18 protein-coding genes and 1 pseudogene are annotated in these 18,639 nt (G+C 68.8%); 10 read left to right on the plus strand and 9 right to left on the minus strand.

Annotated elements, in window-relative coordinates:
* Positions 1-35: 35 nt before the first annotated feature.
* From AOK23_RS51980 to AOK23_RS23310, 4 genes and pseudogenes are all read left to right on the plus strand, one after another.
* Positions 36-200: pseudogene (locus AOK23_RS51980) on the plus strand (thiamine pyrophosphate-binding protein); the annotation flags it as partial.
* Between the two features lie 151 nt (positions 201-351).
* Entirely contained in the window at positions 352-687 is a 336-nt protein-coding gene (locus AOK23_RS50145) for a hypothetical protein (protein WP_240496517.1), read from the plus strand.
* On the plus strand, positions 635-1,552 hold the full coding sequence (locus AOK23_RS48930) for a thiamine pyrophosphate-dependent enzyme (protein WP_206336268.1): 918 nt from the start codon (positions 635-637) through the stop codon (positions 1,550-1,552). The genes AOK23_RS50145 and AOK23_RS48930 overlap by 53 nt, the downstream gene beginning before the upstream one ends.
* A 92-nt stretch (positions 1,553-1,644) precedes the next feature.
* The gene (locus AOK23_RS23310) at positions 1,645-2,457 is read left to right on the plus strand and encodes a helix-turn-helix transcriptional regulator (protein ID WP_055714619.1); all 813 of its coding nucleotides are present in this window, start codon (positions 1,645-1,647) and stop codon (positions 2,455-2,457) included.
* Between the two features lie 72 nt (positions 2,458-2,529).
* On the opposite strand, the gene AOK23_RS23315 is transcribed toward AOK23_RS23310, so the two are convergent.
* Positions 2,530-3,660, minus strand: a complete 1,131-nt coding sequence (locus tag AOK23_RS23315) for an LLM class flavin-dependent oxidoreductase (protein ID WP_206336269.1) — start codon at positions 3,658-3,660, stop codon at positions 2,530-2,532.
* Between the two features lie 328 nt (positions 3,661-3,988).
* On the opposite strand from AOK23_RS23315, the gene AOK23_RS23320 reads away from it, so the two are divergent.
* The 3 genes from AOK23_RS23320 (at position 3,989) to AOK23_RS45375 (ending at position 6,408) form a co-directional block, all read left to right on the plus strand.
* Positions 3,989-4,507 (plus strand): NADPH-dependent FMN reductase, encoded by a 519-nt coding sequence (locus tag AOK23_RS23320; protein WP_055714621.1) that lies wholly within the window; start codon positions 3,989-3,991, stop codon positions 4,505-4,507.
* Positions 4,504-5,010, plus strand: coding sequence for a flavin reductase family protein (locus AOK23_RS23325; RefSeq protein WP_055714622.1), 507 nt, complete (start codon positions 4,504-4,506; stop codon positions 5,008-5,010). Before AOK23_RS23320 ends, AOK23_RS23325 begins: the two co-directional genes overlap by 4 nt.
* Positions 5,011-5,874: 864 nt before the next feature.
* Positions 5,875-6,408, plus strand: a complete 534-nt coding sequence (locus AOK23_RS45375; RefSeq protein WP_157878130.1) for an ATP-binding protein — start codon at positions 5,875-5,877, stop codon at positions 6,406-6,408.
* A 600-nt stretch (positions 6,409-7,008) separates the two neighbouring features.
* Here the strand turns inward: AOK23_RS45375 and AOK23_RS45385 are convergent.
* Positions 7,009-7,506 (minus strand): transposase family protein, encoded by a 498-nt coding sequence (locus tag AOK23_RS45385; RefSeq protein WP_338056507.1) that lies wholly within the window; start codon positions 7,504-7,506, stop codon positions 7,009-7,011.
* Positions 7,507-7,656: 150 nt separating this feature from the next.
* On the minus strand, positions 7,657-8,937 hold the full coding sequence (locus tag AOK23_RS23340) for an IS701 family transposase (protein ID WP_055714625.1): 1,281 nt from the start codon (positions 8,935-8,937) through the stop codon (positions 7,657-7,659).
* 562 nt (positions 8,938-9,499) lie between these two features.
* Between AOK23_RS23340 and AOK23_RS23345 the strand changes: the two genes are divergently transcribed.
* Positions 9,500-10,459: an AraC family transcriptional regulator gene (locus tag AOK23_RS23345; RefSeq protein WP_055714626.1), complete on the plus strand. Its 960-nt coding sequence runs from the start codon at positions 9,500-9,502 to the stop codon at positions 10,457-10,459.
* 66 nt (positions 10,460-10,525) lie between these two features.
* On the opposite strand, the gene AOK23_RS23350 is transcribed toward AOK23_RS23345, so the two are convergent.
* From AOK23_RS23350 to AOK23_RS23365, 4 genes are all read right to left on the minus strand, one after another.
* On the minus strand, positions 10,526-12,211 hold the full coding sequence (locus AOK23_RS23350; RefSeq protein ID WP_079049642.1) for an indolepyruvate oxidoreductase subunit beta family protein: 1,686 nt from the start codon (positions 12,209-12,211) through the stop codon (positions 10,526-10,528).
* Positions 12,211-12,543, minus strand: a complete 333-nt coding sequence (locus AOK23_RS23355; protein ID WP_055714627.1) for an indolepyruvate ferredoxin oxidoreductase subunit alpha — start codon at positions 12,541-12,543, stop codon at positions 12,211-12,213. The genes AOK23_RS23350 and AOK23_RS23355 overlap by 1 nt, the downstream gene beginning before the upstream one ends.
* A gap of 149 nt (positions 12,544-12,692) precedes the next feature.
* Positions 12,693-12,929, minus strand: a complete 237-nt coding sequence (locus AOK23_RS23360) for a hypothetical protein (protein ID WP_206336270.1) — start codon at positions 12,927-12,929, stop codon at positions 12,693-12,695.
* A gap of 139 nt (positions 12,930-13,068) precedes the next feature.
* Positions 13,069-14,439, minus strand: coding sequence for a cytosine permease (locus AOK23_RS23365; protein ID WP_240496518.1), 1,371 nt, complete (start codon positions 14,437-14,439; stop codon positions 13,069-13,071).
* 329 nt (positions 14,440-14,768) lie between these two features.
* On the opposite strand from AOK23_RS23365, the gene AOK23_RS23370 reads away from it, so the two are divergent.
* Positions 14,769-15,254, plus strand: a complete 486-nt coding sequence (locus AOK23_RS23370; protein ID WP_055714628.1) for a VOC family protein — start codon at positions 14,769-14,771, stop codon at positions 15,252-15,254.
* Between the two features lie 13 nt (positions 15,255-15,267).
* Here AOK23_RS23370 and AOK23_RS23375 read toward each other — a convergent pair whose 3' ends face one another.
* The gene (locus AOK23_RS23375; RefSeq protein WP_055714629.1) at positions 15,268-16,281 is read right to left on the minus strand and encodes an AraC family transcriptional regulator; all 1,014 of its coding nucleotides are present in this window, start codon (positions 16,279-16,281) and stop codon (positions 15,268-15,270) included.
* Between the two features lie 171 nt (positions 16,282-16,452).
* On the minus strand, positions 16,453-16,671 hold the full coding sequence (locus AOK23_RS51985) for a cupin domain-containing protein (RefSeq protein WP_420823736.1): 219 nt from the start codon (positions 16,669-16,671) through the stop codon (positions 16,453-16,455).
* A 364-nt stretch (positions 16,672-17,035) separates the two neighbouring features.
* Here AOK23_RS51985 and AOK23_RS23380 point away from each other — a divergent pair, with 364 nt between their 5' ends.
* Positions 17,036-18,637, plus strand: a complete 1,602-nt coding sequence (locus AOK23_RS23380) for a phytoene desaturase family protein (protein ID WP_055714630.1) — start codon at positions 17,036-17,038, stop codon at positions 18,635-18,637.
* Positions 18,638-18,639 lie beyond the last annotated feature (2 nt).

The raw sequence follows: 18,639 nt of genomic DNA on the forward strand, positions 1-18,639 counted from the left end.
ACCGTTTCGGATCAATAGCCGGTGGAGCCCGATTCGTGGCCGCACGCCACGAAGGAGGCGCGGCGACCATGGCCGATGCCTACGCGCGCATGTCGGGCGAGGTCGCTGTGCTGTCGCTGCACCAAGGCTGCGGTTACACCAACGCGCTCACCGGGATCACCGAAGCGGCCAAGACCCGGACCCCACTGCTGGTGCTGACCGCCGAGGCGAACGACCCGGCCTCCAATTTCTTCATCGACCAGCCTGGGCTCGCCGCCGGTCGGCGCCGTGCCGCTGCGGGTGGGTTCGCCGCGGTCGGCACTGCGGGATGTGGCCCGAGCGTTAGCCATCTGCTCACAGCAGCGGCGGACCGTGGTGCTCAACGTCCCGATCGACACCCAGGAGCTGGAGCTGCCGCCACAAGAGTGCGGCAAGATACCGGCTGCGGTCGAGGCGCCCCAGCCGGCCCCCGGACCGCTGGAGGCGTTCGGCCGGCTGCTCAGTGAGGCATCGCGGCCGGTGTTCATCGTCGGCCGCGGTGGACGGTCTCCCGGTGCGGGCGAGGCGGTCCGTGAACTCGGGAACCAGGCCGGGGCGCTGCTGGCCACGTCGGCGGTGAGTCGTGGCCTGTTCCACGACGATCCCTGGAGTATCGATGTCTCGGGGGTTCGCCTCGCCACTGACCGTGGAGCTGATTTCGCGGGCTGACCTGCTCGTCGCGTTCGGGTGCGCGCTGAACATGTGGACGACGCGTCATGGAGCACTGATCGGAGCCGACACACGCTTGGTCCAGGTGGATCTGGACCCGGCGGCGATCGGTCGGCACCGCGGCGTCGACCTCGGGCTGTGGGGCGGAGTCGCGCAAACCGCCCGCGCGGCCACCGACCTGCTGCGGTCCGGCGGGTCGGAGCCGCGGGTCGGCTACCGGCGGCCGGAGATCGGCGACCGCATCCGCACGAGTCTGAGCTGGAACCAGCTTCCGCTCGACGATGCCTCCACCGAGGACCGCATCGATCCGCGCACACTATCGTCGAATCTCAACCAGCTGCTGCCGGCCGAGCGGACCGTGTCGGTGGACTCCGGCAACTTCCTCGGGTACCCCAGCATGTACCTCGACCTGCCGGACGAATACGGGTTCTGTTTCACCCAGGCGTTCCAGTCGGTCGGACTGGGCCTGGCGACCGCCATCGGCACCGCGCTGACCCAGCCCGGCCTCCTCCCCGTCGCGGCCCTCGGCGACGGTGGGTTCCTGATGGGACTGTCCGAACTGGAAACGGCGGTGCGCCTCGGACTCCCCCTGCTGGTCGTCGTCCACAACGACGCGATGTACGGCGCGGAGGTGCACCACTTCGGATCCGGAACGGCGGGCCTGGACAACGTCACCTTCCCTGAGAGTGATCTCGCCGTGCTGGCACGGGGACACGGCTGCGAGGGCCTGACCGTGCGATCGGCCGACGATCTCTCTGCCGTCAAGGCCTGGCTATCCTCTTCTCCCCGGCGACCGCTGGTGATCGACGCCAAGATCACCTCGGACGGCGGGGCCTGGTGGCTGCAGGAGGCCTTCGGGCACTGAGTGGAATGACTGCCGCTTCGGCTACGTCCGTCATATTTGGACTATAGAGTGGAACGGGCGTGACCCGGCCGACCTCGGGAGGAGCACGGACGATGACGGGTATCGACTGGCGCGAAGTGGCCCGGTTCGGCGAGCTCGCCTGCGGATCACTGCAACCGGTCACGGTGCAGCGGCGGACGCTCCCCGAACTGGTCCGCCTGCTGCGCTGCGACTCGGGGGCGATCCACCTGATCGACCGCCGTTACCGGGGCCGGATGGCGACCGTCACCGGCGCGCCGGTGCAGATGCTCCTCGAGTTCGAGACCATCGCAGGGCCGACGAACCCGTACTTCGAGCGGTCGAGCACGTCGCGGTTCCCAGTGCACGACGCGTTGCTGCACGGGCGCCCCGCCGACCACCTGCGCTCACCGGTGGGGCGGGTCCTGGCCGGCTACGGTTTCGAGCACTGCCTTTTCGCGCTGCTCGTCGCCCAGGGGCGGCCCGTCGGCACGGCGACCCTGGCCCGGCGGGCCGGGCGTCCCCGGTTCACCCCCCAGGAGCAGGACCTGGCGCACCGGCTGTCCAGGTTTCTCTCGATCGGCCTGTCGAACGCGGCTGCGTACGACCAGTGCGCACCAGGGGCGGTGATCATGGGGCGCTTCGGGCCGGACCACGACGTCGACACCGTCGATCTGTCGGGGACGGCGCGGGCCGGCACCGCGCCGTCCCCCGGTGCCCACGGGACGCTAACCGAGCGGGAGCGCGAGGTTCTCGCGCTCGCCACGGACGGCTTGATCAACGCGGAGATCGCCGCCGAACTCGGCATCGCGGTGAACACGGTCAAGCAGCACCTGCGGCACGCCTTCCACAAGCTCGGCGTGCGCTCGCGGCTCGAAGCCCTGCGCTACCTACAGCAGCACACCTGACAAGCTCCGGAACGAACGCCGCTGTTGAAAGGAACGTCCCGTTGCTTTCAACAGGGATCCTCGGCCGCCCCGTCACACCGGGGTGGCCGGCGCTCGCAGGCCGGCCTCCTCGAGCCGGGGCAGCACTTCGCTGGCGAACTTCTCCAGCCCGTTCTCGTAGTCCAGCCAAATCAGCATCAGACCGTCGACGCCGGCTTCGGACAGCTCCGACATACGGTGCGCGATGTCGCTGGCCGATCCCACCAGCGGGTAGCCGCCGTATCCGGCCTTGAACTCGTACGACATTTCCGCCATCTTCTCCGGAGGCATCGTCTTGGCGTTCGGAATGTTGGCCTCGATCAGGTCCGCGACGGCGATATCGTCGCCCTGTGTCACGATGTAGTCCTGTGCGTACGCCTCAGCTTCGGCGGTGGTGTCCTTCTGGACGACGTAAGCAGAAAGCCATATCTGGATCTCCTTGCCGAACTTCTGCCGCGCCTCTTCGCGATATTCGGCGACCCTGGCCTTGACCGCCCGGGGATCCGGATCGTCGGGAATGGTGAAAGCCACCTCGGCGTGCTGGGCGGCGAACTGGCGGCCACGCGGCGAACCACCGGCGTTCAACAGAACCGGACGCGACTGCAAGGGGCGAGGCTGCGAGAGGGCGTTCTTGACGTCGAAGTGCGCGTTCTTCAGGTCGAAACTCGAATCCGCCGACCAGAGCCGGTCGAACACTTCCATCCACTCGTCGGCGTAACCGTAGCGGTCGTTGTGCTCCTGCATCTCGACGCCAAACAGATCGAACTCGGGCGGAAACCAGCCGCAGACCAGGTTCATCCCGGCGCGACCGTTGGAGATGATGTCGACCGTCGCTTCGGCCTTGGCGACGAAGGCCGGATTGAGCAGAGAAATCGGGATCGTGCTGATGATGCTGATCCGCTCGGTGATCGCGGCGATCGCACCCGCCCAGGTGAAAGTCTCCATGAAATCACCCGAGTAGTGCCCGTCACCACCGAAAGCGCGCCAGCGTGACGCCGACACGAATCCTTCGATGCCCAACTGGTCCGCCCTCTTGGCCAATCGGGTGATAGCGCCCCAGTCACCGGAGAACCGGTCAGGATGATGCGTGAAAGAAGCACCTGTGCCGTTCACGCCGAAGATGCTCAGCTTGAGCTTGTTGGCCGAGTCCCGAATGGGGTTCGACTTGACGGTGTTGTCGTTCACGGTGACCACATTTCTCATATCGGAGATATCAAGCTTTGTCATTTCCCGATCGCAGCTGATTAAGAGTATCGGCGCACGAACACCGGTCAGGCCATAACACTCAGGTGTTAATCGGCGCCCATCGCTTTGTTGACGGAACTGCGAACAGCGCGCTAACGTGACGGCGAATCCACGCCAAGACGTGGCCCGCACCATGAGCTGGTGCGGGGCTGTACGAGCCAGAAGACCTCGTACCAGCTGCAGGCAGATCGTCACCGCAACTCATCCCCTGGGCCGCTGCCGTGACGACCGTCGAAGCCGAGGTCCTCCGGGGCCGAACGGAGCAGCTATGAGAACCACCATCGTCGTCGGAAATCCGAAGCCCGCTTCGCGTACCCGGCAGGTCGCCGAAGCATTGCTCGATCGTCTGGTGAAGGACGACGCGGACCGGCACGTCATCGACCTGGCCGAGTACTCCGCGCAGATCTTCGAGTGGCCGTCCGAGGTGATGTCGGCGCTGAACGAGCGCGTCGCCGGCAGCGATCTTGTGGTGATCGCGAGCCCGACTTACAAGGCCACCTACACCGGGTTGCTGAAGGCATTCCTGGACCGTTATGCCGCAGGAGCGTTGACCGGGGTGACGGCGATCCCGGTGATGACCGGTGCCGACCTCGGCCACTCGATGGGCGTCGACACCCACCTCGCCCCACTGCTCACCGAGCTCGGCGCCGTGGTGCCGGGACGCGGATGGTACTTCGTGACCTCGTCAATGGACCGCCTGGACACGCTTGCTGACGAAGCCGCCGCACGCTACGCCCAGACGATCGGGCAGATCGCCCGCCTGGCCGAGGGGGCGATGATCCCGTGACCGGCGCCATCGACCCTCGCGCGTACCGCGACGCACTGGGACGCTACGCCTCCGGTGTCGTGGTGATCGGCGCGACCGCGGCTGACGGACAGCGTCTCGGGTTCACCTGCCAGTCGTTCCACAGCGTATCCCTGGACCCGCCGCTCATTTCGATCAGCGTCGCCCAGACCTCGACCACCTATCCAATGATCCGGGAAACCGGGCGGTTCGCCGTATCCGTGCTGGGCGACAACCACCACAAGGTCGCCTCCGCTTTCGCCCGGAAGGGCATCGATCGCTGGGGCGGAGTGGCGCACACCGGCACCGGGACGGGTAACCCCGTCCTCACTGAGAGCCTGATGTGGCTCGACTGTGAGATCGATGCCGAGCACGAGGCGGGCGACCACCACATCGTCGTCGGCCGGGTATTGGAGATGAGCCAGTTGGAGGCGCACCGTGGCGAGCCGCTGCTGTTCTACCGCGGCGGATTTCACGGCATCGCCTCACTACCCGCCACCGGATGAGCCTACAGTGACCGGCGAGTTGGTAGGTGGTTGTCAGTGGCTAGCAAGAGTCCCCACGGGCGGCCAGTTGACCTCATGTATTCAGCTGAACCCTTGAGCTGACGCCCCGACAGCAGAAGGGTGCCTCCGACCTGCGATGATCTGGACTTCCTAGATCAAAACCGTCGCAGAGAAGAGGCACCCAACAGGTGCAGGCTACCGAATGGGATCACCGGCTCGCCGTGCGGGCCAACGGCAAGAACCTGACCGGCCACGCGGGCGTGGTGCTTGCGGAAGGTCGCCGATCGTGTGGGACTTGCCACCGAGCTGAGTGCGGCGTTGCCGAAGGACGCCGGGCCGGGCTGGCGGGATCGGGGCACGGCGCTGGTCCAGCTGGTCTGCGCGATCGTGATCGGCGCGAGGAATGTCCTGGAGGCTGAGCAACTCCAGTACCACTGGCGGCCGGTGTTCCCACGTCCCGTCTCCGACAGCACCCTGCGCGGCCCTCCGGGATGGCGCCGCCGATCCAGCGGGCGATGCGGGACTGGTCGTAGCGCAGGAGTTCAGTTGCACCGTTCTCCGCGGCAACAGCCCGGAAGCGAGCGGCCAGTTGCCGCTGCGACACGCCCCATTCCTGGATGACGGCTTCCAGCCGGGTGTTGCGTGTGCGCCCCATGGGTGTGCGCCCCCGTCCCCGAAACGATCTTGCATCACGTGCATCGCTTTGCCGAGCCTGCCTGCATTCCCACCGGCCCTGGCACGCGGTTGTCTCGTGAAGACGATATTCCTCCAACACCCAGGCGGCGTACCGGAATCGGCCACGTCATGCCCACGAGCTCGGACGGTGACCGGAATTGGCCCCTGCGGGGCCGGGAAGGGCAGCTGATGAACGTGCAGTACCCGATGGGCGGCCTTCGTGGGGTGCGCACCATTTCGGTGGTGCGCGGCGGCCGGGAAGCGATCGCCCCTCCGTCCGAAAGTGACAGCACGCCGACCTGTCGGACCCGTGACTTCCAGATGGTGATCGAGATCCCTGCGCAGGCGGAGGCCGTCGCCGGAGCGCGTCATCAGCTCGGCACGCTGCTCCAGCGCTCCGGGCTGTCCGAATGCGCTGACACGGTCATGCTCGTCACCCAGGAGCTGATGGTGAACGCCATGGTCCACGGGTGCGGAAGCAAGCCGGCGCTCCGATTCTCCGTACGGGCTACGCATGGGCACGGATGTTTGCGGGTGGAGGTGGAGGACGCCTCGATCGAGCAGCCTCATCCGCGGCCGCCGTCCGCGGGTGAGGAGGGCGGCCGCGGGTTGCACCTGGTCGATTCCCTGGTCACGCGATGGGGAACGGACAGCTCCGCGCCGGGGCCGGGCAAGACGGTCTGGTTCGAGCTGGACCTGGCTGCCGAGGAGGCCGCGTCGTGAGTCCCCTCCGCCTCGGCCGTCGCCCGGCCTCCTGTCTCGGGAGTCGGTGCGCCGTCCGACAGCACCATCGACAACGTCTCCTCCGCAGCGGCGACCACCGACCGGGGAGTGACGGAGGGGGATGGCCGCCGGATGCGCGCCGCCGCTGTTGTCGGCCGCCTCGATGCGGACCTGGGCGGCCAGAGCGGGCAGGCCGACCCGTTCGGCGAGCGCGACCAGCGGAAGCAGCCCCGCATCCGCGATCAGAGTCGGCTCATCGAAGAGTGCGGAGACATGGACGGCGGCATGGGAAGATTGCATCTCGGAAGAGCCTTGTCATCGTGCGTGCCGGAAGCCTCAAGAACTCCCATCATCGCAGGTCACAAGGCTCTTCCTCGTTCCCGGAGAAGTTGTCCACAGACGTCAGCCCGGTGGATCCGGGCTCAGACACCGCCCACCCAACAACGTGACAGCGCCGATCCGAGGTTTGGAACATGCCTTGCTCGGCCATCCGGTGCCGCAGCTGCCACCGGTAGCCCATCTTCTTGATCACGGTGGGAGCTCGGCGTTGGTGTGCTCGACGCAGATCCGGGCCGAGCACTGGCGGCGCCTGGCCTCCTGTCAGATGTACTTGTCACCGTCGCACGCCTCGTCCGCGGGCTTCTTCGGCGGTGCACTGACCTGGTCGGGGAACTCCTTGGCCAGCCCCTGGTACCGGAGTCGACCTGGGCCCTGACCGTGGGATGGTGCGGAACTGCTCGGCGATGCCCTCGGTGCGCAAGGCGGTCTGTTCGTGCATGCGGCCCTGGCCGCCGCTGAACGTGGTGGTCTCGATGGTGTTCTGCCTGCGCTCGACGGAGACGAACGCCCGGTGGCCCGGGCGTCCCGCCTGAGGGCGGCGGACCTGGGTCTCGCCCCGTCCATCCGCAACTCGACGCCCGCGGCCTCGGCATGGGCGAAGACGTCCTCCAGGGTCTTCAGCCGCAGTCCCACCCGGTCGGGTACGGCGAACCCGCGGGCCGCGAGGAGCGGACGGACCTGCCGGACGGCCTCGGAGACGGTGGAACGGTCCACGGCGAAGAGTTCGGCGAGGACCGCGTGCGGCAACTGGTGGCGCAAAAGGACCAGGGTGACCAGCAGCCGGTCGGAAAAGACCAGCTTCGGCTTGAGCCCTAGTAGGACTCCGTTAGGTCTGTCTCGATCTTGATGTTCTGTATGTCCTGCTGGGCAGGGGCTGTTGGCAGGTGGTGCAGATGCCGGTCCAGCACCTCAGGACGTCTTGGAGGGCGTCGAGGGTCTGGTAGAGAGTGAGCCCGGCGCGGGTGCTTTTGGGGCCAGACGTTGTTCGGTGAGGAAGGCATGGGCTGCGGTCACGAGGGTGATGTGGTGGTGCCAGCCGGGCCAGGACCGGCCTTCGAAGTGGTCCAGGCCCAGGCCGTGCTTGAGTTCGCGGTAGTCGTGCTCGATGCGCCAGCGGATCTTGGCCAGACGGACCAGATCGACGACAGGGGTGTCGGCCGGCAGGTTGGACAGCCAGTAGTCGGTGGGAGCCTTGGCCTCTTCGGGCCACTCGATCAGTAGCCAGCAGTCGGGCAGGATGCCGTCCCACCAGCCCTGCTCGGCTGAGGCGGCGGCCCGGATCGGACGCTCGACGGCGTTACCGGCAGGACGGACGCGCACGGCAGCGAAGCGGGAACGTAACTCGCCGCGTGAGCCCTGCCGCCAGGTGAGGGAGGTGAATGCTTCCTGTCCAAGATCGGTGGCAAGGGCTGTCACCGAGGGTGCGGGCTGGCGGTAACGGGGCTGGGGCCAGCAGCCGACGGGGCCCTTACGATCCGGGGCTACCGGTTGGGCGTCGAATGGGTGGGCGGTCACGTCCGCGCGGATGGCCAGCATGTAGTCGATTCCGCGGTCCGTCAGGCCGGCCCGCAGGTGGGCGTTGGTGCCGTAGGCGGCGTCGGCCACGACAGCGGGCGGCCTCATGCCCCAGTCGGCCAGCGTGTCGAGCATGTCCAACGCCAGCCGCCACTTCTCGCGGTGTGTGACCTCGGGCGGGATGCGGGTGACGGTCCTGCGGTCGGTGTCCGCCGCCCACTCCTTGGGCAGGAACAGCCGCCACTGCAGCGGGCAGGAGGCCGTGTCACTGGCGGCGTGGACACTGACCGCGACCTGGCAGTTGGCGCGTTTGCCCAGAGCCCCGCAGTACTGCGGGGCCACGGCGACCGACACTCTTCCGTCCTTGGGCAGCGACACGTCGTCGATCACCCAGGCAGTCGGGGTGATCATCGGCAGCATGCGTTCGCAGATCCGCCGCTGTACCGGCACCGGGTCCCAGGTGGACTGGTTCACGAACTGCTGCAGGTTCTGTTCGTTGCCGTCCGGCAGCCGCGCGGCCATGGCCTGGATCGACTTGCGGCGGCCGTCCGACATCAGTCCCCGCAGGTAGCAGTCGCCTTTGGCCCGCTGGTCCTTGCGTGGCACCGAGGCGAACACATCAGCCACGTACAACGCCAACTTCGCCCGGACACGGTTCACTTCATGTGCGTCCATCCATCCAACATGTCCAGGAACAGGCCGAACCCAAAGACCTAACGGAGTCCTACTAGCCCCTTCCGCCCGCCGGCGCGGGCCACCGCGTGCCGCACGCAGCGCGGACTGGCGGGCCACTTCCCACGGTCCGGCGAGTTCGGCGAACAATTCGCCGAAATGTGCGCGGGAGACACCGGACAGGGCAGGATGGGAACAGACCGGTCAGCTTCACAACTCACCCAACCCGTGCGGTCCTTCTCATATCACGGCCCGACCGGGGCGATCACTATTTCCCCCGAGGTCGTTACCGCCGGCGGTGTCCGCGGTGGTCGGTCGAACGGCATGTGCCAGGACACTAGGGCCTGTGTGATGTCGTGATCAATCGGGTGTTCGCAACAGTTCTTCGAGCCAGATCATCGAGGCACGGAGTTCGAGGCCGACGAGGTAGCTCTCGGGTGCCTTGTCGAAGCGTGTGGCGATGCCGCGCCTACACTTATTTTCAGGCTTTCGTCAACTCCTCTTCACGACCGATACACCCTCGCTGAGTGTGGTCGGCCAGTCCAGCCCCCTTCAGGGAGACACCATGGATTCGGTGACGTTCAGCACGAACGATGTCGAACACGCGCGCGTGGAGGTCGGCCGGATCCTCAGCCCCCACCGCCTCACCCCGCAAGCCGACCACATGGTGACGCTCCGTCTTGCTGCGCGCAAGCTCGGCGATGTGGGAGTCGTGGACCTCGACTACGGCGGCCCGGTCCTGGTACAACCCGAGCCGCTTTCATCCTTCTACCTGGTGCAGATGCCTTACTGCGGCTCCGGCGTAGTAAGGCACGCAGGCCGGAGCGTGTTCGCCACCGCCGAAACGGCCGTGGTGATCTCGCCCCAGGAGCCCTTCGAGAAGGAGTGGTCCGCGGGAACACCGCACCGGCTCTTCTACGTCCAGCGCAGCAGCGTGGAGCGTGAGCTCCAGCGGCTGCTGGGACACGCGCCGGAGGAGCCGGTACGGTTCGAGCTCGGCGCATCCACCACCACGCCGCAGGCGCGTGCATGGCGACGCGGGGTCGACTTCTTCGCTGAGGAACTCGCCCACGCCGGGGACTCCTCCCTGCTCGACCACCCGTCGGTCGCCCGTCGTTTCGAGGAGGCACTGGTCGGGCAGCTGCTGGTCACCTACCGGCACAACTACAGCGATGAACTGTCCTCCCCGGCAGCGCACCGGCCTCCGAGTCGGCTCATCAGGCGCGCCTGCGCCCTCATCCAGGACCACCACACCGAGCCTCTCACCGTGGGCGACGTCGCCGAGGCGCTGGCAGTCAGTGTGCGGACGCTCCAGGAGGCCTTCCGCCGTGAACTCGACAGCACTCCGATGGCATACCTGCGGGCGTGCCGACTCGACGCCGTTCGTCGCGAACTGCGCGCCGCCGAATCCGGGACATCGGTGACGTCCATCGCCTTGGCGCACGGTTTCGTGCACATGGGCCGGTTCGCCTCCGAGTACCGCACCCGGTTCGGCGAGAGCCCTTCCACCACTTTGCGCGGATAAGCAGCTCGGCCGTCACCCCGGGGGCGATGCCGGGGTGACGGCCGTGCGGGCGAAACCGGACCCTCGTCAGCCGATCAAGCTCGGCCGCGCCGCGAGTTCGGCGCGAAGCTTCGCCCCGTCCTCGTCCGCGAGGGCTGCGGCACGGAGGTGCTTCAGCCGTTCGGCGGAGCCGTCCGCGGTCGGCAGGTCGCGGGCAGCGTCGATCAGCAGGTCGAAGCTCTCACCTCCGTGAGCGTAGGTGGCGCCGTAGCCCTTCAGGACCTGCTGGCATTCGATGATCTCGCGCGCCAGTGCGGGATTCTCCGCAGCCCTGGAGACAGCGAGGTTCAGCCACGCGTCGATCGATTCCTGCTCCCGGACGAACCGCAGTGACCTCGGCCGCAGCGGGCGCAGCCGGGCCAGCACCGCCAGCGCCGTGTAGCCGGTGATGGACGTCGTGTTGAGCACGATGCCGCGGTGGGTGGCCGCGTGCACGAGTCGCTCGAAGAGCTTCGAGCGCAGAAGCCTGGCTCCCAGTCCGGCGGGGACGGTGTCAGTGATCTCCTCCACCTGTGGATGCAGGTACTCCCGCACCTGCATCAGCTGGCCCTCCCCGGCCTTCGCTTCCTTGCGTACCCGCTCCATACGCCCGCGCCTGGTCTTCTGCGCCGCGACCTGGATGGTGTCCTGGTAACACATCCACAGGGCGATATGCCGTGCGGCCTCACACGTCAGCGCAGCGTCGCCGTCGCGGTCCGGATCCACGTCCGCGACTGCCCTCACCCGGTCGAGGTACTGGTCGGCGTACTCGGGGCTCTGGTACACGGCGGTGCGGACCACTCCGTGCAGCACCGTGGAACGGACCGCCGCGGGCAGTTCGGCGGCCCGCTCGGCCTGGCCGGTCAACGCCGGTCCGACGAGAGAGGCCGGGGCGGCCGAGGCGATCCGGTTGCGTTCGCGCTCGGCGGCCTGCTTGCGGTCCTCGGCGGTCTCCGGGCGGCGGCGCCCGATCGTCACCGGCACCGGTTCTCCCCGGCGGGCCGGGGGTGCGGCCGGCGGTTCGGCGGCCGGCGTCTTTTCCGCGGCCACCTGGCTCGTGGCCTCCGCGTAGGCGGCGGCGAAGGCCTTGAGTGACCGCTCCGCCGCCTTGGGGAAGGACCGGATCGGCGCCTCGAACTGCTCCCGGGTGAACGGCAGGGCACCGGATCCGGCGAGTGCGCCATAGAGGGAGGCGCTGATGACGCTCCCGGCGTCATCGGCCACACGGGCGAAGTCGGCGGCCACCAGAACCTTGGCGGCGCGCTGCGCGGCGGCGAAGAGCTCTTCGCCGTCCACCCGGCCATCGCCCAGCGCGATCTTCTCGTCGACCGAGTACACCCGGTTGGTCGATGTGATCAGCGTCGTGCGGTCCGGTGTGGCGAAGCCACGCTGTACGGCACGGCCACACTCCATGAGTTCGGAGGTGATGACGATGTCCACTTCGCCGGGTGCGGGGAAAAGGCTCAGGATCGGTTCGGTCCGTCCGCCTTCGGGAACGCCGTCGGAGGGCGGCGGCAGGAGTTCGACGTAGTAGACCGTGGCGCCGGTGCGCTGGGCGACACCCGCGACCGAGGTGTTCTGCGATACCCAGCCGGCGTGCTCACCCACCTCGACGATCCAGTCGGCCAGCACGCCGCCGCCTTCCCCACCCATAGCCAGGATCGCCAGGGTGATGGGCCGCTCTCCGTCGCGCCATGTGGTGCTGTGGGTGCCCTTGAACTGTGCTGTGGTCATCAGACTGCCGCCTCGTAGCGTGCCGCGCGGTTCTCGAGCCCCTTGGACAGCAGAGCCATCCAACGGGTTCGCACCGTGGCAAGGATTCGGTCCCGCTTGGTGGGGTTCTGGACGACGTCCGTCCGGTAGAAGGACGGGCAGAGTACGGCGGCGTGCGCGTTGGCGCCGCAGACCCCGCACCCGACGCAGCTGTCCAGCACGGTAGCGATGGGGTCGGTCCGCAGCGGGTCGGGGTTGTCGGTGATCGTGAGGGACGGACAACCGGAGATCCGGATGCACGCGTGGTCGCCGGTACAGGTGTCCGGGTCGACTCCGAAGCGCTCGCGAATCACCCGCTTACCCGCCTTGAGATCAGCCGTCTGCTGCTTCTTGACGCGCCGCTGCCTGTGGGTGGCGATAGGACGTGGACTTCACCCCGCTGCGCAAGCAGGACCTGGCCGCCGGCTTCGGCACGGCCGCCTGACTCGCGGCCGGGCCGGCGTCACGACGCCACGGGCCAGACGGAACGGACCGAGCACGAGGCCGATGGCGAGCCGGCAGCGGGCTCGCGGGCCTGCGCCGCCGCCCCGGCAGCGTGATGGTGGGCCCGCGCGATTGTGGGGTCGACGTTGATGTCCCAGGTGATCAGGTCCTTCGCATCCGCCCGGGCCTGGAGGGTGGTGAAGATCTGTTGCCAGGTGCCGTCTCGCTGCCAGCGGCGGAAGACCCCACGGCCCATACTCGGCGGGCACGTCGGCACCTCCTATGGGTGATCCACATCACATCGGCGCGGAGAGGTGCATGCCGCGCGCCGGCCCGTGGCGAGGGTACCCGGGACTCTGTGAGTCCACGGTCCGCCACGGACCGACCGGCTCCGGCTACCGCCCGGGCGCCGACCCGACCGGCGCCCGGCCGTGGCCGGGGCCCGCCGGGACGGTGGTGGACGGTCTCAGGACGCTGGTTCTCAGGAGCGGGTACAGCACCAGGACCATGGCGAGCGAGATGAGGAAGCCCAGCTGGGTCACGTCGGTCTCCTGCAGCGCCCCGCCGGTGCCGGCAGCGGCGAGGACAGAGATGACGCCCGCCCAGTTGACGGCCTCCAGCTGGTCGGCCTCGGCCTTGTGGCCCCGCCTGACTATGAAGAAGTCGGCGACGATCACCCCGGCGAGGGCCATGGTGGTGACGCCGAGGATCCCCAGGTAGCTGTTGATCAGCCCGAGGATGTCGCCCGCCACCATGACCAGACCGATGACGTTTCCGACGACGACCATCACGACCCGGCCGACGGTGCGTCCGGTCAGGCTGTTGAATAGGTTGGACAGGGCCAGCGAACCGCTGTAGGTGTTCAGGACCTGCGCCTTGGCCTGGGCCACATACATCAGCAGGAACCCGATGAAGCCGGCCAGCACCACGAAGTAGGCGCCCGAGTTGTTGTTCACCATCCAGGCGACCTTGTCGGCGATGCCGGTGCCCTGCTGGGTCGCGGCCGTGGCGGGGTGGGCGGTGAGGTAGTCGCCGACCACGCTGGAGCCCGCGTGGATGATGATGGTGCCCAGCACCACGACGAGCACGTCGATCATGATCGCGCCGCCGACGGCGAGGATGCCCACGTCCCGGCCGGACTTCGCGTAGCGGGCGAAGTCGGCGTCCACGAGAGCGAGCGCGCCGGCCGATCCGGCGAGGATCGACAGCACGGCGGTGAACCGTTCCCCCTGTCCGCCGTAGCCGGGCACGACCGGGCCGGCCGACATCAGCTGGGAGAGGCTGGTGTCGGACTTCGCCAGCGCGAGTCCGGCCATCACCACCGTGAGGACCACGAAGGCGACGAGCAGCACCATCGACGTGCCCTGGACGACCTTGAGGCCGAAGGCCGTCAGGGCGATCCACGCCAGCGTCAGCACGCCGTAGATGACGATGGCGTTGGCTGTGGTGGGCGACCAGCCGAACATGAACAGGGTGCCGTAGTAGAGGAGCGCGTTCTCCAGGGCCAGGAAGCCCAGGATCATGAACGCGAAGATCAGCGAGGCGATCGCAGAGCCGCGCAGTCCCAGCCCGTAGAACCGGGCGGTGACCGTGCTCGACGTGCCGGACCGGTAGGCGACATGACCGACTAGCCAGCCGAGAATCCCGCCGAAGACGGCGACGAGCACGCCAGCCAGGATGCCGTAGCCGACCCCCGCGATCAGGGTGACGCCGCCGCCGATGGCCAGCTGAACCAGGGTGGAGGCGATGCCCGCGGTGTTGGTCATGAGTCCCCAGCCCGAGCGTCGCTCGTCATCCGGGACCGCGGTCAGCGCGTGATCCTCCATCTGAGCCCGAACGCCGCCCTCGGAACCGGGCTGGGCACCTTCGTCAATGGGACCGTGCATGAATGATGGCCTTTCCCTGGTGTGCCACCGGATTTTCGCCGAAACGTACATGCGGCGAAACAAGGCCAGCTATCCCGTGCACGCCGAGCGCTATCCAATCTGCGCTGGACAGCGAGTTCATTGCGATTCAGATTCGAAAGTTCTTGACTCCTGACCTTTCCCGAATGTGTGCTTGCCTCGCTCACGGAACTGCCCTGGAAGGGAAGATCATGGCATCTCAGCCGAGCGCTTTCTCGCACGTCGGGACGACGGTCACGGATCTGCCGCGCGCCATCGAGTGGTACCAGGAGGTGATGGGTCTCTATCTGCTCCGCGGGCCGCTGGAGGTGGTCGAGGACGGCACTCCGCTGGCCGTCGCGGCGGCGCAGATCTACGGCGTAGGATTCCAGCGGTTCCGCTTCGCCCACCTGTGCGGCGCCGACGGGCTCGGGGTCGAGCTGTTCCAGTTCGACAGTCCGCCGACGACCCCGCGGGAGAATTCCTTCGAGTTCTGGCGCACGGGCCTCAACCACTTCGCGGTGACCGCCCGGGACATCGACGCGCTGGCCGACCGGATCGCCGGGAACGGCGGTCGGCGGCGGTCACCGACCGTGGTGATCGACGCGGACAAGGGCTACTCCATCGCCTACTGCGAGGACCCATGGGGCACGGTCATCGAGGTGTGCTCGCATGCCTACGCGCAGATGTGGGCGTAGGACCGGATCCGGATCAGCCCCGCGGTCCGGCGCCCGCCTCGCCCGGCGCCCTGCGCAGGGTCGCGGACGGGGTCTCGCCGAACCGTCTGCCGTACTCCATCGAGAAACGGCCCATGTGCAGGAACCCCCAGCGGACGGCCACCGAGGTGACGGTGGCCGTCTCCGGGTCGGCCTCCAGGAGCGCAGCGTTGGCGCCCCGCAGCCTGGTCTCGCGCAGCTGCTCGGTCGGGCTGCAGCCGACGTACCGGCGAAAGCCGTCCTGCAGCACCCGGACGCTGACGTGCACCTCGGCCGCGATGTCCGCCACCGTCAGCGGTTCCGCCGCGCGGGCCTCGATGATCTCCCTGGCCCGGCGGATCGCCTGCGGCGGGACCGGCTGCTCACCGCGGTGCAGTGCCTCGCTGTGCGTGTTCGGCTGGCCCAAGAGCAGGTGCGTCATGAACAGCTCCTCCATCCGGGCCAGGGTGAGGGGCTCGTTCAGCATCCCTCCGCCGTTCTCGATCTCGCCGCGCAGCAGCATCACCAGGTTCAGCAGGCTGCGCCCGGCCGGGGTGTCCAGCGGCAGTCCGAGCGCGAAGGACAGCGGCTGGTGGACGGGCCGGTTGAGCGTCCGGCACAGATGGGATTCGAGGGGCTTGCGGCCCACGCGGACGATGAGCTGGGGGCTGCCCGCCGAGCGCCGTGTCTCTATCGGCCGGGCGGGGGACAGCACGACCGCCGTGTTGCGGTCGGCCGTGACGCACTGCCCGCCGGAGCTGATCTCGGAGACTCCGCCCAGCGGGATCTCCACCAGATAGAAGTCGCCGAGTTCGCCGGGGGCCACCCGTACGTCGGTGCCGTAGTCCAGATAGTGCAGCCCAAGTCCGCCGATCTGGACGGCCTGGTAGCGGGCGTCGAGACGGCTCCTGGGATGCTCCAGGGTCAGTTCGTGCGGGCAGAACGCCTGCGCCACCACGGCTCTGGTCTCTTCCAGATCGCAGCTGTGCAACTGCGGGTGGCGGGCCAGCGGGAGCAGCACCCCGGTCACGTCGCACCTCCGAGGACGGCGTCGCCGATGGAGCCGAGGCCCGCACCGACGACAGGGATGACGGAGCAGCGGCAGCACTGCCTCTGCATAGAGTAGAACCCGGGAGCACCACGGGGAAGTGCGGTCCGCGCGCTCGCGCCGCGTCACCGCCGGGTGGCCCTGTGCCGGGCGTCACATGCAACGAATGCGGGCCGGCGGTGTCTTGTGCTGGTGGCGCGGAAGCACGCCGCCCGGCCGGGTACGGATCATGACCGTCCAGGATCCCGCCTCCTCGTCGACGTGCACCACCCGCATGTCCACGTTGTCCGCGAGGGGCTTGAAAGGGATCTCGTCCGTCGCGATGCTCTGCCGAATTCCTCGGAAACGGCTTTTCGCCTCCTGGCTGTTGATGTTTCCGGAGGTCGGGACATTACGGCCGCCGGGGAAGCACCCGCAACGCCGATCTCGGAATGGACGTCAAATGGACAGCCGGCTGCGCTCAGCGGATAGCCGGGCATTTCCGTGGGGCTTATTTTCTGAGCAGTCTCGCGCGTCTGCGCGCGCACGCCACAGGTGGGCCCGCGCCCGGGCACCCTCCGGCGACGGGCCGGCCGAGAGCCGGCGACCGTGCCCGACGCCGGTCCGGACGCGACTGCGGCCCGTACCGGGTACCGATCCGCGAGAACGCGCGCTCCGCCCGGCCGGAGAGCGCCGCCGCAGGGGTCGGCGGGCTCAGGGCCGCCGACCCGCCCCTTCGACACCCACAGGAGCACAGATGCCCACTACGGTCGACGCCATCGTCGTCGGATCCGGGGTGAACGGCCTGGTCGCCGCCGCCGAACTCGCCAAGGCCGGCTGGTCGGTCGCCCTCGTCGAGCGCGCCGACCGACTGGGCGGCTTCATCGCCACCGAGGAACGCACCGTCCCCGGATACCTGCACGACACGTTCTCCTCCTGGCACCCGCTGTTCGTCTCGGGCCCCGCGTACGCCACGCTCGGCGCCGACCTGCACCGGCACGGCCTGAACTACCTGAACGCCGACGCGTACGTCACCGGCACCGTCGCGGACGACGGTCGGGTCGTCCTCGCCCACCGCGATCCGGAGGCCACCGCGTCGTCGTTCACGCACCCGGAGGACGGCGCCGCCTACCTGGCGATGCTGCAGCGCTTCCTCGACAACGCCGACGCGATCGGCGGCTTCCTGGGCAGCGAGCCGCGTTCGCCGCAGGTGCTGCGCCACGCGGTCAAGCTGCTGCGGCAGGAGAAGCTGGCCGGTACCGAGGCCTGGCTGCGGGACACGGTCACCAGCGGCCGCTCCTACTGCCGCCGCGAGTTCCGCGGGGAGGAGGCGGACCTGCTGTGGGTGCCCTGGCTGCTGCACGCCGGGCTGTCGCCCGACCACGCCTCCGGCGCGCTGATGCTCCCGATCCTGGCCGCGACCGTGCACGGCTTCGGCCTGCCGGTGGTGGAGGGAGGCGCCGGCCGTTTCGTGGACGCCTTCCGGGCGCTGCTCGCCGAGTTGAGGGTGGAGGTGCGGACCGGCAGCACCGTGGAGCGGATCGTGGTCGACGGCAACGGACGGGCCGTCGGGGTCGTCTGCGGCGGCGAGACCCTGCGGGCCCGCCGCGCCGTGCTGGCCTCCGTCACCCCGTCCGCGCTCTACGGCGAGCTGCTGCCGGCCGCTGCCCCGGTCGCCCCGCGGGTCCGCGCGCAGGCCGGACGGTTCCGTCACGGCCGGGCCGCGATGCAGCTCCACATCGCCCTCTCCGACCCGCTGACCTGGAACGACGACCGGCTGGCCGAGGTACCGCTGCTGCATCTCAGCGACGGTTCGGCGAGCACCGCGATCGCCTGTGCCGAGGCGGAGGCGGGCCTGCTGCCGCGGCGGCCGACGGTCGTCGTGGGACAGCAGCACGTGCTGGACCCCTCCCGGGTCCCGACGGGCGGCGCGGCGCTCTGGCTGCAGCTCCAGGAGCTGCCCTTCGCCCCGGCCGGGGACGCCGGGGAGGAGCTGGACGTGTCCGGCGGCTGGACGAAGGAGCTGGCGGAGGGGTACGCCCGCCGGGTGATCGCCCGGATCGCGCGGCACGCCCCGGATCTGCCGGACAAGGTGCTCGCCGTCGACGTGGTCAGCCCCGCCGACCTGCTGGCGGCCAACCCCAACGCGGTCGCCGGCGATCCGTACGGCGGCTCGGCCGAGCTGGACCAGAACCTGTTGTGGCGCCCGCTGCCGGCCGCCTCCCGGCACGCCACTCCGGTGCCCGGGCTGTGGCACATCGGCGCCTCGACCCACCCCGGCCCAGGTCTGGGGGGCGGCTCCGGGCACCTCGCCGCCCAGCAGCTGCTGCGCCGGGGCCGGCGCTCCCGCGGGAACTGACA

The sequence above is a fragment of the Streptomyces torulosus genome (assembly GCF_001419765.1).
GTDB classification, from domain to species: Bacteria; Actinomycetota; Actinomycetes; order Streptomycetales; family Streptomycetaceae; genus Streptomyces; species Streptomyces torulosus.

Coding starts and splice junctions, on each gene's coding strand:
- AOK23_RS23370 (WP_055714628.1), top strand. CDS start 14,769: ATGGCATCTCAGCCGAGCGCTTTCTCGCACGTCGGGACGACGGTCACG.
- AOK23_RS48930 (WP_206336268.1), top strand. CDS start 635: ATGTCTCGGGGGTTCGCCTCGCCACTGACCGTGGAGCTGATTTCGCGG.
- AOK23_RS23380 (WP_055714630.1), top strand. CDS start 17,036: ATGCCCACTACGGTCGACGCCATCGTCGTCGGATCCGGGGTGAACGGC.
- AOK23_RS23365 (WP_240496518.1), bottom strand. CDS start 14,439: ATGACCAACACCGCGGGCATCGCCTCCACCCTGGTTCAGCTGGCCATC.
- AOK23_RS23340 (WP_055714625.1), bottom strand. CDS start 8,937: ATGGACGCACATGAAGTGAACCGTGTCCGGGCGAAGTTGGCGTTGTAC.
- AOK23_RS23345 (WP_055714626.1), top strand. CDS start 9,500: ATGGATTCGGTGACGTTCAGCACGAACGATGTCGAACACGCGCGCGTG.
- AOK23_RS23360 (WP_206336270.1), bottom strand. CDS start 12,929: ATGGGCCGTGGGGTCTTCCGCCGCTGGCAGCGAGACGGCACCTGGCAA.
- AOK23_RS45375 (WP_157878130.1), top strand. CDS start 5,875: ATGAACGTGCAGTACCCGATGGGCGGCCTTCGTGGGGTGCGCACCATT.
- AOK23_RS23320 (WP_055714621.1), top strand. CDS start 3,989: ATGAGAACCACCATCGTCGTCGGAAATCCGAAGCCCGCTTCGCGTACC.
- AOK23_RS23350 (WP_079049642.1), bottom strand. CDS start 12,211: ATGACCACAGCACAGTTCAAGGGCACCCACAGCACCACATGGCGCGAC.
- AOK23_RS23310 (WP_055714619.1), top strand. CDS start 1,645: ATGACGGGTATCGACTGGCGCGAAGTGGCCCGGTTCGGCGAGCTCGCC.